The organism is Flavobacterium sp. (assembly GCF_043756175.1).
Lineage (GTDB): Bacteria > Bacteroidota > Bacteroidia > Flavobacteriales > Flavobacteriaceae > Flavobacterium.
In genome coordinates this window covers 1-14,397 of the sequence record NZ_JAYURN010000072.1, presented here as the reverse complement: position 1 = coordinate 14,397, position 14,397 = coordinate 1, and the positions used below count along the sequence as shown (strand labels likewise).

Below are 14,397 nucleotides of genomic sequence, written 5' to 3'. Positions count from 1 at the left end.
CTTCACCGCCTAATGAAACTCCTCCTGCCGCATATTGATTAAAAAAAGGAACCCCATCTAATGCGACACCCATAACACCCATAGGGGTTGCACTATGTGTTGTTGCAACAGATGGATTTAAAGGTATTTTTAAGGTAATGGTTTGCGCTGTAATATTATTTGGGGCTTTAATAAATGCTCCGCCAGTATATGATGGGCTACTCACAGATGGAGTAAAAGCTTCATATAAAGTACTAGTATTGGCCCAGTAAGCACTTTTGTGGTCTGGTTGATCACTGGTTTTAATTGTAATAAAAGTACCATCAGAAGTAATACTTGTTGCTCCATATATTTTTGAATAAACAGATGGGATAGTAGTTGATTGTGATATAGTTGGCGTAGCAGTTGGAGAATTATTATCCTCTTTTGAACAACTAAAAACAAAAAGAGCAATTGATAAAATACTTACTGTGTAAAAAGACTTTTTTGATTTCATAATATTTCAATTTATCTATTTAGACTTAACTTTTTTCAAATGGTTTAATCTGTGTGAATAAATATTTCTACTAACTCACACACAATTAAAATCTAACTAAACCAATATACAACCATTGCTGCAGGAATAAAGTATATCACAACATTTCTTGCTCTGTCAAATTTTAGGTTAATTCTATAAATTAAGCTGCTACTCTTTGTAAAATTATTTTACAAGCCGTATCCGAAGTTACAGCTACACTATGACCAATAAACAAAGGAATTGATAAATAACTTCCTGCAACAAGATTATGTGATTCTTCTCCAATTGTAATAGTACAAGAACCTTCAACTATTAGAAAATGTTCGTATTCTTTGTCATGAACTTCGATTGGAGCGCCGTGTTTCAGCCAAACAATAAGTGTTGTTACTTCTTCACATGCACTAATAATTTTAGCATCTATGGTTTCATAATCCTCGGAAACTTGCATATCTGGTCTGTTAATCCATGTTTTAAAATTAGCAACATTACTGTTATTGTTTAATAAGGGCGCAATTGTATACTCTTCGCCATTTTTCAAACGTTCAGTATAGTCAATGGTTGCCATTATCATAGCTTTTGAAGCTGGCGAAATTTCTGGAGCAAAAGCTTCCGAAGTTATTTGTAGTGCTTTAGAAATAGCATCAATTTCTTCATTTATTTCAATGTTTTCATCAGCAAACTTAGTGATATCAATATTTTCTTCGTCAGTAGTCATACCTAACACATACAACTCTAATATTCCTGAATTTATATAATTTTGTATAGTATCCATTTTTATTGCACAGGTGTTTTTTCTTTTAATTGCCCTCTCAAAATTAGAAGTGCTTTTCTCATTCTTGTTTTTACAGTTCCCATAGGTATGTCTAGTTCTTTGCTTATGTCCTCCTGCGTATACCCTTTATAATAAGCAAGTTCTATAAGAATTAGATGTTCAGATTTTAATTTTTCAACCACTTTTTTCAACCCTATTGTATCTAATGAATCTTCGTCAGTTGTAAGGTTGTTTAATGCATATACGTTTTGATCTGTGTTTTGGGTTTTGTTTTTATTATGCTTAGATCTTTTGTAGTCTATACTCATGTTTCGAGAAATGTTAAGCATCCAAGTATATAACCTTCCTTTTGACGCATCATAACTGTCAAAATGATCCCAAATTTTTAAAAATGTTTTTTGCAAAATATCCTCAGACTCCTCGACATCATCAACAATAGAATGAATAACTCCAAATATAGCTTTGGCATAGTTGTCGTGTAAATAGGCAAATGCCTTTTGATTTCGATTTTTTATTAAAATCACTAAATCATCATGATTATATATTATTTTCTCTTTCAAAATTATTTTGTGTTAATTAATTTTTATACTTAATTTCAAAAGTATCATTAACTCAGCCAATACACACCCATTACTGCAGGAATAAAGTAAATTACAATAGTTCTGGCTCCGTCATAATCTTTGGCAATACGTTGCCCAAAAAGTAACATAAGCAAAGTAACACAAGACAAGCAAGCGCCATATTTACCAAAAGTTGTTCCGCCACTTATAGACATTTCGATCATACCTACAATGCATAAAATCCCGGCAATAATTTCGAAAGCTAACAGTGTTTTTAGAGATATTGGCACTTTGTTAGCAAATATAGTTCCTGAGAAATGTTCGGTTAGCCAAGTGATATTTCCGTTCCAATCGGTATATTTATCATATCCAGATTGCAAAAACGTAATGGCAAGAAAAAATAAGACAAAAAGTGAAGCAAGGTTTTCCATAGGTTTATTTTTTATGAATTAATCGGGTTAGTTTTATAGATAAATCGGTTAGGATTATTTTGGCATTTCCGTTGCGTTCTATATGGTATATTGCTTCAGAAATTTCTTTAAATATATCATTTATATTGTTTCCGTTTACAAAAGGCGCAAATTTTTCGAAACTAAATTTTTCTACCGTTGTTTCTAGATAAACTAGTTTTTCGGTTTCGTAATTTAGTAATAAAGCCTGGCGAAACATTTCGATACAAAAATGCAAGAATTTTTTTTGTGTTTCTCGTCCCAAACCAGCAATTTGTTCACTCCACAAAATTAAATCCTGAATCGCTGCGGCGTTTCCTTTGGCTCTAAATGCGGCACGAACCCAAGTCACGAACCATTCTTCAAACGGTAAATCGTCATTTACTTCGTGGCAAAACCGCAAGGCTTTGTTATAATTCCCTTGTGATTTGTGCGCAATTTTTTGTGCTTTTTTAGCTTCTATATTTTGATTAGTAATTAATGCTTCGGTAATAGCATTTTGGCTTAGTGCCGAAAAATGCAAGACTTGACATCGGGAACGAATGGTTTGTATAATATCTTCTTCGTTTTCGGTGATGAGAATAAACAGTGTTTTTTCGGTAGGTTCTTCGAGAAGTTTTAGTAATTTGTTTGATGCGGCAATATTCATTTTATCGGCCATCCAAACAATCATAATCTTATAGCCCCCTTCATAAGCTTTTAACGAAAGTGATTTGAGAACTTCTTGAGCATCTTCTACCCTAATTTCTCCTTGTTTGTTTTTTACATCAAGAATATTGTACCAATCGAAAATACTTCCGTAGGGTTTATCGAATAGAAATTTTCGCCAATCAGCAAGGAAATCTGAGCTTTTTGGTTTTGTTTTTACTTCATCGGTAGTTACTGTTGGATATACAAAATGCAAATCTGGGTGCGAAAAATGATCAAATTTTAAGTTGCAACTTTCCTTCCCGCCACTATTTTCATTCCCGATATTATTACACAAAACATACTGTGAGTAAGCAATAGCGGTTAGTAAAACCCCAGACCCTTCTGGGCCTACAAAAAGTTGCGCATGCGGTATCCTTCCAGCTGCTGCGCTTTGTACTAAATGATTTTTGATGTGTTCGTGACCTACGATTTGGCTAAACTGCATATTGCAAATATAGGTAATACAATAAATTTTACAATATGATTATTGTTAATAAGATGTTTTATTGGCCAATAAAAAATATTGAAAGAACAAGTTACTGTATTGTTTTTTGCAAATTTTTAACAATAAATTTAACTCAATATTAGGAAGTTATCATAATAAAAAATATTTTTGCAAGCGCTAAAAAATAAAAAAGACTGTAAAAACACTTATTTATAACATAAATTTGTATATTTTTATCTTTCGTATAATTTTGGCACGCTTTTAGCAATGTAGTTTAAAACACAAAATCAGTTTTATTGATACGGCTTTTAAATTTTTAAAACAAGTAAATTTAATTTTTTTTATTAAAAAGTTATTAGAATCTTGCAAGTGTAATTTAAAAGGTTGTTTCACGAAACGGTTTAAACCTTAAATTATTAAAATTTTAAACAAATTACCATGAAGAAAATTATCTTTTTTAGCTTATTTTTAATGTTCGTAATAAGCGACGCGAATGCTCAAAAAACAAATAAACCAGTTGGTATTATAAGTTCTGGAGCTTCTTTGAAAAAATTCTATGAAAAAAGCGAATTAGAAACAATGCAAAAAGGAGCATTGTTAGAATTGTATATCGAGCGAATCAAAGTGCTTGTAAATACGTTGCCTTATATTGCATTAACAACTAAGCCGGGTGTAACTATGCAAGATGTTGGAGTTCCTGCTACCCCAGAAAATGATAAAACATTAACATTACAAAAACAAAACACAGAAACTTTTCTTAACTCAACTGTAGATTTTCAAAGAGCCATGACGCCATATGCAGACAAAGGAAACTTGGTTAGCTCTATATTATATTACGAATCTATGTTGAAGGAATTGAGTCAAATAAACGAGTAATTATTTCCCGAGTAATAACTTTTAAATCCTACCCACATGAAAAACCTAGTACAAATTAAATGGATGTTGCTTTTTGTAGTTCTTACTGCAAGTGCACAACAAGAAAAAGGTATAATTGGAACCAGTAACTGGTTAAGCAATTGGACGGAATTTAAACCAGCAAATACTGAGTACAACGAAACTAATCAGATTTTGTACGGTAAGATAACCACAAATACTACTTTATTCAAGAAGAACACCTATCTTTTGCAAGGTCCAGTTTATGTGACAAACAATGCCATACTTACTATCGAGCCAGGAACTGTTGTAAAAGGTGATTACGAAACAAACGGCGCCTTAATTATTACTAAAGGAGCACAAATCATGGCAAATGGTTTGGAAACAGATCCAATTATTTTCACATCAAACAGACCGCAACGTAAAGCTGGTGACTGGGGAGGAATTGCGATTCTTGGAGACGCACCTATGAATAAATTTGGAGGAGCATCATCTTTAAATTTTGATTTAGACCCAAGTCAAACTATTTATGGCGGAACAAATCCTCAAAGTAATTCTGGAATTGTAAGATTCCTTAGAATAGAATTTGCAGGAAAAAAAATAAAAGGATTTAAAGATTACAATGCTTTGTCTCTAGCAAGTGTTGGAAATAAAACGGTTATAGAAAACGTAATGTGTAGTTTTGCTGCTGGTAACTCTTTCGAAATATTAGGAGGAGATGTTACAGTGAGTAAATTAGTATCTCTAAGATCTAGTGGGGATGATTTTAGATTTACACAAGGAACACAATGTAGAATTGATAATTCATTAGCAATTAGACACTCACTTTATTCTTCGTCAACAAGATCAAGATGTATGAATATCGTTTCTTACGAGAAAAAAGAAGAAGCTGATCTTTCTAAAAACCAAACAAATGTAGCGGCTACAAACTGTTCACTTGTAAATACAACCACAACATTAAGCGATGATATTACTAAAGGATTAGTGAAAGAAGCAGTTTATGTAGGAAATAACACATCTGTCTCTATTAAAAGAAGTGTAATATCTGGATTTTATCCAGCAGCAATATTAGACCGCGAGATTAAATTAGAAGCAAGTGTGTTTAAGAAAATTGAATTCAAGGAAGTTTATTTTAATAATTGTAAAGGAAATATTTTTGTTGAAAATACCGCAACAAATGAAGATCTAGAAGATTATTATGGAGCAGGTGGTTTTTATAACTTACATCAAAATACAGAAAATAAAGAAATGTTTTTAGATATATACAATGCTAAAAACAATCCTGATTTTAGAATAAAAATCAGTAAAATTACTGCTTCCAATTCGAAATAAAAACAATAAATATATCTGATTTAAGAAATCCATTAAGAGATAATTCCCTTAATGGATTTCTTGAATTTTATTAATTTTTGGTTTAAAAAAACTAGTTTGTCTTTATACTCTAAATTTTTTTGTTTAAAAAAATAAAATGAATTATTATGAAAAGTAAAATTACTACTCTTATAAATAAGTATATATTCGTTTTTGTCCTAGTGGCATTTTTTTCGTCAACAAAAACTTTTGGGCAAATTGGAACGCCAACTTATGCTTTTACTCAAATTTGTGCTAGTCCAAGTTTCAATAGTTATACAGCAAATTTTACATTTACAACAGCAAATACTTATGTCTTAGAAATGTCTGACTCAAGTGGGTCTTTCACTACATTAACAAGTATATCAATACTATCATCACAAACAACAACTAGCCCTGGAAGTTTTACTTTTTCAGTGCCAACCATAACAGGAGGACAAAATTACAGACTAAGAGTACGAAGTTCAGCTAGTACTGGTTCTAGTTCACCAGCATTTCCAGCTTATTATCAATCATTTAATAATTCATTTTACATAAATAATAAAATTTCTACTGCAAATATTTGTGGCGGTGGTAGTTTTACACTTTCTATAGATAATCCAACTGTTGCAGACCCATCACCAGTATCGTTCCCGAGTTTAAAATATAAATGGTATAACGGAGCAACATTAATTGCAGATCAAATAGGAACATCTATAGATATAATCACCTCAGGAGTATATCACGTAGAGATAGATTATGGTTCATGTACCACAAGCAGTTCTATTACAAAATCACAAAATGTAATGGTAAATATTGTTCCGGTTGGCGCTACATTTACTATAGCCTCGAGTGGTGGTAATACAATTTGTTCTTCAAGCCCAACAACACTAAGTGTGACTGCAGGATATGGATATCAGTGGTTTCGTGACGGTGTTTCAATACCCGGAGCAACTGCTTATAATTATTTAACTAGCCAAGCAGGATCTTATAAGGTTGTTGTTGATCAAGGAGGTTGTTCGTCTACTTCAGCATCATTTGTTTTATCAAACATAAGTTTTAACTCAAGTATAGACGTGCAAGAAGAACCACTTGTAAACATTATTGCAGCTGGAGAAACCAAAACCATTACAGTTACCACAGATGCTGCAAACCCTACTTTCGAATGGTATAAGATAGGTGATCCAACAATTCTAGCAACAACAAACTCTTATAGCACCTCAGACGTAGGACATTATAAAGTACAAATAAACCAAACTACAGGCTGCAACACTCTTAAACAACATTTGTTTGAGCTTAGAGAAGGAATTAATCCAAAAGAAGTGCCAAATCTTATCAGTCCAAATGGCGACAATAAAAACGATACTTGGATTCTTCCGCAAGACTATATAAATGCAAATACCGAAGTTTTAATTATAAGTCCACAAGGAAATGTAGATTTTCAAACAACAAATTACGATAACAAATGGCCTTATAAAGAAATCGTTTTTAAATCGACAAATCCGGTGTATTATTACGTTATATCTAAAGATGGAAGTCCAGTAAAAAAAGGGTCAATCACAATCATAAAATAGCATGAGAAAAGAATTTATAAGTTTATTACTGATTTTAGGTTTCATTTTACCAAACCAAGCACAAACAGGCGGTGTGGTTTCTTTTGATGTACCTGCAAAAAATTCATTAAAATTTAATAAATTCTTAATAAATCCAACTTTTAGTTTTGTACGAGAAGACGAATCTTTTATTAGTATGTACAATAAAAGACAATTCTCAGGACTCGAAAATGCACCTCAAGCTTATTTTGCAAGTTATTCCGGAAAATTTAGAGAAGACAACGGAATTGGTTTCGGATTATTTCAACGAAATTATGGTGTATTAACCACTTTTGGAGTAGTTGGAAACTTTGCCAGAAATATAGAACTCTCTAACGATAGTAATTTTACTTTCGGATTAAATTTAGCATACATAAACAGCGGACTAAATACTGGAAAAATTGTTACAGCAGAAGCTGAACCTTTGTTAGAAACCGTACCAAAAAACTCATTAATTACAATAAATCCAGGATTAAATTATAGCACTGGTTTTGTTGATTTTGGTATATCTGCAAACAATATTTTTACCTATAATTTTTCAGGGTCAGATATACTTTCCGATGATCCAGCAAGAAGTTTTTCAGGACATATCATGTACACAGGTTACATGTATAATTCTGGGTTTTTAGAAAACGGTAAATTTTCGATGATAGTAAAAGGAGAGGCTGCAAAAGGAAAAACCATTTTCGGAACCAATTTACTTCTAAATGCGCCCAAAGCAGGTTGGGTACAAGCAGGATATAATAGCCTTTACGGAATTTCTGCAGGAATAGGTCTTACCGTTGCAAAAAAATTATCAATAGGATATACGCTGGAAAAAGGAATAGGCAACTTATCAAATTTTGGCTTATCACACGAAATTACATTAGCTTACAAACTAAAAGGTTACGGAGATTTCGAAGATTACAAACCAATCGTAAAAGCGACGAAAAAAACAAATCCTGGAACAAAAGCCATAGCAGTTAAGAAAAAATCACCAGCCGAACTTCAAAAAGAAAGAACAGCAGCATTAGCGCTTAAATTAGAACAGGATAAAGCAAGATTAGAAGCAGAACGTTTGCGTAAAGAAAAAGAATTAGCCAATGCTAAAGAAAAAGCCGAAGCATTAGCAGCACTAAGAAAAGCTGAAGCCGAAAAATTATTAGCATTACAAGGTAAAGATAAAGCAGTTTTAGAAGCCGAAAGACAAAGAAAACTAAAAGAAGCTGCTGATGCAAGAGCCAATAACGCAAATGCAGCAAGACTAAAAGCAGAACAAGATAAAGCAAACGCACTAGCAGAATCAGAAAGATTAAGAAGCGAAAAAGCAGCAGCTGATGCTAAAGCCAAAGCAGATGCAATTGCTAAAGCCAAAGCTGATGCAGAACGTTTACTTAAAGAAAAAGCAGATGCTACTGCACAAGCAAAAGCCGAAGCTGAACGTTTGCGTAAAGAAAAAGCAGACGCTGATGCAAAAGCACTTGCAGATACCAAAGCACAAGCAAAATCTGAAGCTGATAAGCTAAAAGCTGAACAAGATAAAGCCAAAGCGGAAGCAGAACGTTTACGTAAAGAAAAAGCTGATGCAGATGCCAAAGCAAAAACTGAGGCAGACAAACTAAAAGCAGAACAAGATAAAGCCAAAGCCGAAGCAGACCGTTTGCGTAAAGAAAAAGCAGATGCCGATGCCAAAGCAGATGCCGATGCCAAAGCACAAGCAAAATCTGAAGCGGATAAACTAAAAGCAGAACAAGATAAAGCCAAAGCCGAAGCCGAACGTTTGCGTAAAGAAAAAGCAGATGCCGATGCTAAAGCACTTGCCGATGCCAAAGCACAAGCCAAATCTGAAGCTGATAGATTAAAATTAGAAGCAGCAGCAAAGGCCAAATCTGATGCTGAAAAAGCAATCGCTGACGCTGCAAATGCCAAAGCCGAAGCTGAACGTTTATTAAAAGAAAAAGCCGAAGCCGCAGCAAAAGCCAAACTTGACGCAGAAAAAGCAATCGCTGATGCAGCAAATGCTAAAGCTGAAACCGAACGTTTGCGTAAAGAAAAAGAAAAAGCAGATGCTAAAGCCAAAGCAGATGAAGAAGCAGAACGTTTGCGTAAAGAAGCTGAAGCCAAAGCTAAAATTGACGCAGCCAAAACCGCTGAAGACAAAGAATTAGATAATTTAAGTCAAGTTTTAGAAGATTCTAAGAAAAATCAAAAACAATCGTTATCTAGATTAGACTCTATTACAAAAGCAAAAGATAATGAGCTAAAAGAACTTAGAAGAGTAAATGACTTGTCTGATAAAGGTATTGTAAGTGAAACCAAAGAGTTTCAAAGTACGAGTGGAGCAAATAGAGCGCTAGAATCTTTGAAAATAGAAATCGCTGAGAGCTCTAAAAACCAAAGTAATTTTATTAAAGAATTTGAAACACTTACAAACGAAAGGTTGAAAAAAGTGCCTAATAAAAATGATATCGTTAATCAAAGTAATCTGAAAAACCTTGAAAAACTTAAACTTGAAAAATTAACTAGCGATAAACAAAACGCAGATTTATTAGCTAAATTAGAACAAATTAAAGCTGAAACTGATATCGAGAAGAAAAGAAGAATCAAACGAGCTCAATTTGACAGTGATGATACGAAATATCAAAAAGACAGAGAAACATTAAAACAAATAAAATTAAGTACTACTCCAACAAGTCAAACTTATAAACCAACAGATTTCGATTTTGGAGAAGAACAAGCTGGTACACAAATTATAAAAAACAATACTAATATAGATGAAGGATACTATATTGTTGTTGCTGCACATAAAGATGTTGCAAAAAGAGATGCATTTGTTAAAAAAGCAATAGAGGCAGGTCAAACAAATATAGACTTCTTCTATAATGCAAATAACGGTACTTACTATATTTACTACCAAAAAGTGACCGATATACAAGACGCTACGAGCGCTATGGAAACCAAAGGAAGCAAACCTTATAACGGCAAAATGGTAATTGTTAAGGTAGAAAAATAAAAGCACAAACTTTTTTTAGCGTTTTTTTTAGAAAAAACGCTAAAAAAATGTTAATTAAATAAAAAAAATAAATAACTTTAGTCCCATTTCTGAATTTAAAAGTTGTCCCCATGAGAATAAAAAACTACCTATTATTGGTTTTAGTCTTTATACTAAGTACGATAAGCGCGAATGCTCAATTAGCAAGACCTTTTGCTGTTAGAAATAATCAGAGTTTAAAAGGTGATATGCATCTCATAGGGAACAACATTCTTAATTTCCCGGCAGGACCTGGAAATAGTACTCCTTATAACTTAACAGGGGCAGCGGCAACAGCTAATGATGCTATCAATATGAGTTATATTGATGTCGATTCAGATGCCTCTACTTTTAGTTCAAGTAGCGCAACACTTACAATACCAGCTGCTAGTGCTTCATGTTATAGAATACGATATGCAGCACTGTATTGGTCTGCAACATATGAGAATAATAATAGAGTACCTATTTCCAATGTTAAATTAAAATTACCAACAAGTGCCACTTATGTAGATATTGCTGCAGATAATTTAATATATGATGAGTTTGTAGGGAATTTACTAGGATCGTCATGTAAGCCTTATGCGGCTTACAAAGACATAACGGCTTTGGTTGTTGCACAAGCCAATCCACAAGGAGTTTATACCGTTGCAAACGTAACTGCCAGCCAAGGAGATCAACCTTGTCCTGGAGGTTATGCGGCAGGATGGAGTATTTATATTGTATATGAAGACCCAAATTTACCAGGTAGATATTTTACCTCTTTCGACGGATTTGCAGGAATAAACGGCACAAATACACAAGATATTGATATTGTTGGGTTTTCAACAATTCCAGCTGGCCCAGTTAGAGCAAAAACAGCCTTCTCAGCATTAGAAGGAGATAATAAAATTACCGGGGACAGATTAAGAATTCGTGGACTATTAACACCTACATTTTCATCGATAATTACACCAGCTAGGGTTACTATAAGTGCAACAGTAACAAATGCAGCAGACAACTTTTTTAATAGTTCTATTACCGACCCTGTTGGTATAATGCCAGCAAGAACACCAAACAGCACAAACACTTTGGGATATGATGCCGGAATTGCAATTATTAATAATCCATTAAATTCTGTAATTACGAATGGAGAAACTGCTGCTAAATTAAGAATGCAGACAGATGGGGATCAATATTACATGTTTTTCAGTGCTTTTGCAATTGATATTATTGAGCCAAATATTGTGCTTACAAAAACAGTACAAAATACGGCAGGTGCAGATATTGGTGGAGCAGATGTAAGCTTATGTCAAGATTTAAATTACACCATCGGTTTTCAAAATATAGGAAATGATGATGCCACTAATTTTACGATTAGAGACGTATTACCGATTAATGTAACTTTTAATCCAGCAGATTTATCATTATCAGGGGCTTTACCCCCGGGAGTAACTTTTGTTTATACAGCAGCAACCAGAACAATCGTTTTTACTATACCAAATAATTTGGTTAATGTAAATGATCCAAGATATGAAATAAAGTTAAAAGTAACTGTGGTTTGTACTTGTGATCAGTTAGATGATGCTTGTTCTAATGTAGTTACAAATCAAGCTTTTGCAAGTTATAGAGGTGTTATAAATACAGCACAAATAACAGATGATCCTAGTTTGTCATCTTTCTCATCATGTAATTTAAGCCCACCAAGTCCAACCAACTTCTTAGTAGGACTTGATGATTGTAATTTTACTACAAATGTTGTTCTTTGTGGAAACAATCCAGTAACACTTACTGCAGCTAATGGTTATTCTAGTTATGTGTGGAGTGGACCAGGAACAATTACACCAGTAGCAGGTACAAATAATCAATCGGTTACTGTAACTCAAATAGGGACGTATACTGTAAATAATATTATTAGCCTTTCACCTTGTAAATCTATTATACAAACTTTTAATGTTATAGATTTTGGTTCAGGAGCATTAACAAATCCAGTTATTCCTTATGCAGACTCAGTTGTAATTTGTCCAAATGATGGTAAACCATTACCACTTATATTTTTGTGTGGTGCAGCAGACTCTCAACTTATTCAGACGAATATTTCCGGAGCAACATCTATTGTATGGGATCAATTAAATACCGCAAGTTGTGCCGCAGTTGTAAACCCTAATTGTGCTAATGAAAACCCAGCTTGTACGTGGGCCAATGTAGGCATGGGGGCAAATTATAATGCTACAGCAGCAGGGCAATATAGAGTGACAATAAATTATCCTAGCGGATGTTCTCGCATATTTTATTTTAATGTTTTTCAAAATTTATTAAATCCAGTAGCCACACCAAGAGATGTTATTTGTACAACACAAGGACAAATAACGATTACAGGTGTTCCAGCAGGATACGAATATCAATTAAATTGTACTGGAGCATGGCAGGCGGGTAATATTTTTACGGGACTTCCATCAGGAATTTATTCTGTATGTGTTCGTCAAACAGGAATAGTTGGTGGTTGCGTATTTACCGTGTCAAATATTCCTATTGTAAATAGAGTTTTTACGGTTTCGGCAATTATTACTCAACCTATTTGTAGCGGAGATAAAGGAACTATAAACTTAGCGGCTAATAATGTTTTGCCACAATATACTTTTACAATTAACCAAATGCCAGGGTCTGTATTAGTTAGTTCGGTTGGTCCTACAAATAGTAGTAGTACAGTTTTTAATAACTTAAACCCAGGAAATTATACTTATACCGTAACAACACAAGATGGTTGTACGGTTACAACACCATTTACAATTAATCAACCGGCACCGATAACAGCAACAGTTGCATTAACAAAACCTTTAGCGTGTACTGCTGGAGAAATTACAGTTTATCCTATTGGCGGAACACCTCCTTACAATTATATTGTTACGGGAGCGGTTAGCGTTACACAAGGAAGTCCAATAATCGCAGCGCCAGTCCCGGGAATATATAACATTCAAGTTGTAGATTTTAATAACTGTTTTGTAAATGTATCTATAACAGTAGCAGTATCACCACCACCAGTATTTAATATTGTAAAAACAGATGTTGTTTGTTCAAGCCCAGCAAATACAGGTTCTATCACTATAAATGTGACGAATGCAAATGGTAGTTCATTACTATATAGTATTGACAATGGTGTTACATTTTTCGCATCAAATGTATTTAATAACCTTATAGCAGGAACTTATAATGTAGTGGTTCAATATACATTAGGAACTTCGGTTTGTACTACAGTTGCACAGCCTGTAACAATTATAGGAGCAAGTCCAATATTAGGAATTTCTACTCTAACAACACCTTATACTTGTACAACAAATGGTGTTATAACTGTGTCTGGCGTTAGTGGCGGAACAGGACCTTATACATATAGTATCGATGGGATTACTTATCAGGCAGGTACTACATTCATCATAACAGCAGCAGGTACTTATACAGTGATAATTAAAGACTTTAAAGGATGTACGTTTACAACAACACCAATCGTTGTGCCAGCATTAGACGGTCCTAAAGATTTATTAATTAGAATCACTTCTAAAATCACTTGTCCAACATTGACAGGTAATTTAAATGCACAACTTATTTTAGGAGGAATTTCACCGATAAGATATAGAATTATTTCTCCTATTGTAACACCTTATAATTCTTCAGGAAATTTCCTAGCATTAACCGCTGGAACCTATTGCTTTGAAGTAATTGATAAAAATGATTGTACTTATTCAGAATGTTTCACATTCGCTGCTGCACCTCCTGCGGTTATTGTACCACAAGTGATAAATAACGTTAGATGTTTTGGAACAGCAACAGGAAACGGACAATTTACAATTACAGGGATTCTAAATAGTACAAATTATAGTTACACACTAACGCCTCCAGGGACAACAGTAAATGGTACTACACCAGCAGCTGGATCTACAACTATTGTAGTTCCTCTAAACAATCTGGTAGCGGGTACTTATAATATTTCGGTATATAATGATGCAAATGAGTGTACTTATACATCATCTCTTACTATTGCACAACCTGCAGTAGCATTAACGGTTTCACTTACGCCAAGTCCAGTAACTTGTTTAGCTAATGGTCAGGTAGTTATAAATGCTTCTAACGGTTGGGGAGGTTATACTTATTCGATTTCACCAGTAGCAGGAACATTATCTGGAAATACATATTCTAATTTACCAGCAGGA

8 protein-coding genes and 2 pseudogenes are annotated in these 14,397 nt (G+C 33.8%); 5 read left to right on the top strand and 5 right to left on the bottom strand.

The annotated features are described in order from the left end of the window. The 5 genes and pseudogenes from ACH2BP_RS05485 to ACH2BP_RS05465 form a co-directional block, all read right to left on the bottom strand. Positions 1 to 475 (bottom strand): annotated as a pseudogene (locus ACH2BP_RS05485) (hypothetical protein); the annotation flags it as partial. 181 nt (positions 476 to 656) lie between these two features. Beyond that, entirely contained in the window at positions 657 to 1,268 is a 612-nt protein-coding gene (locus ACH2BP_RS05480) for a cupin domain-containing protein (RefSeq protein ID WP_395057796.1), read from the bottom strand. 2 nt (positions 1,269 to 1,270) lie between these two features. Next, a complete protein-coding gene (locus ACH2BP_RS05475; RefSeq protein ID WP_395057794.1) occupies positions 1,271 to 1,828 on the bottom strand; it encodes an RNA polymerase sigma factor in 558 nt (185 codons plus the stop codon). Positions 1,829 to 1,875: 47 nt separating this feature from the next. Continuing rightward, complete coding sequence (locus ACH2BP_RS05470) at positions 1,876 to 2,259, bottom strand: DoxX family protein (RefSeq protein WP_395057792.1); 384 nt, start codon at positions 2,257 to 2,259, stop codon at positions 1,876 to 1,878. Positions 2,260 to 2,263: 4 nt separating this feature from the next. Beyond that, complete coding sequence (locus ACH2BP_RS05465; RefSeq protein WP_395057790.1) at positions 2,264 to 3,412, bottom strand: ATP-binding protein; 1,149 nt, start codon at positions 3,410 to 3,412, stop codon at positions 2,264 to 2,266. Positions 3,413 to 3,850: 438 nt separating this feature from the next. Here ACH2BP_RS05465 and ACH2BP_RS05460 point away from each other — a divergent pair, with 438 nt between their 5' ends. The 5 genes and pseudogenes from ACH2BP_RS05460 to ACH2BP_RS05440 form a co-directional block, all read left to right on the top strand. Next, positions 3,851 to 4,288, top strand: a complete 438-nt coding sequence (locus ACH2BP_RS05460) for a hypothetical protein (protein WP_395057789.1) — start codon at positions 3,851 to 3,853, stop codon at positions 4,286 to 4,288. 36 nt (positions 4,289 to 4,324) lie between these two features. Then, positions 4,325 to 5,617 (top strand): hypothetical protein, encoded by a 1,293-nt coding sequence (locus ACH2BP_RS05455; protein WP_395057787.1) that lies wholly within the window; start codon positions 4,325 to 4,327, stop codon positions 5,615 to 5,617. Positions 5,618 to 5,763: 146 nt separating this feature from the next. Then, complete coding sequence (locus ACH2BP_RS05450) at positions 5,764 to 7,188, top strand: gliding motility-associated C-terminal domain-containing protein (RefSeq protein ID WP_395057785.1); 1,425 nt, start codon at positions 5,764 to 5,766, stop codon at positions 7,186 to 7,188. A gap of 1 nt (position 7,189) precedes the next feature. After that, on the top strand, positions 7,190 to 10,198 hold the full coding sequence (locus tag ACH2BP_RS05445) for a PorP/SprF family type IX secretion system membrane protein (protein WP_395057783.1): 3,009 nt from the start codon (positions 7,190 to 7,192) through the stop codon (positions 10,196 to 10,198). 110 nt (positions 10,199 to 10,308) lie between these two features. Next, positions 10,309 to 14,397, top strand: a pseudogene (locus tag ACH2BP_RS05440) (chromophore lyase); the annotation flags it as partial.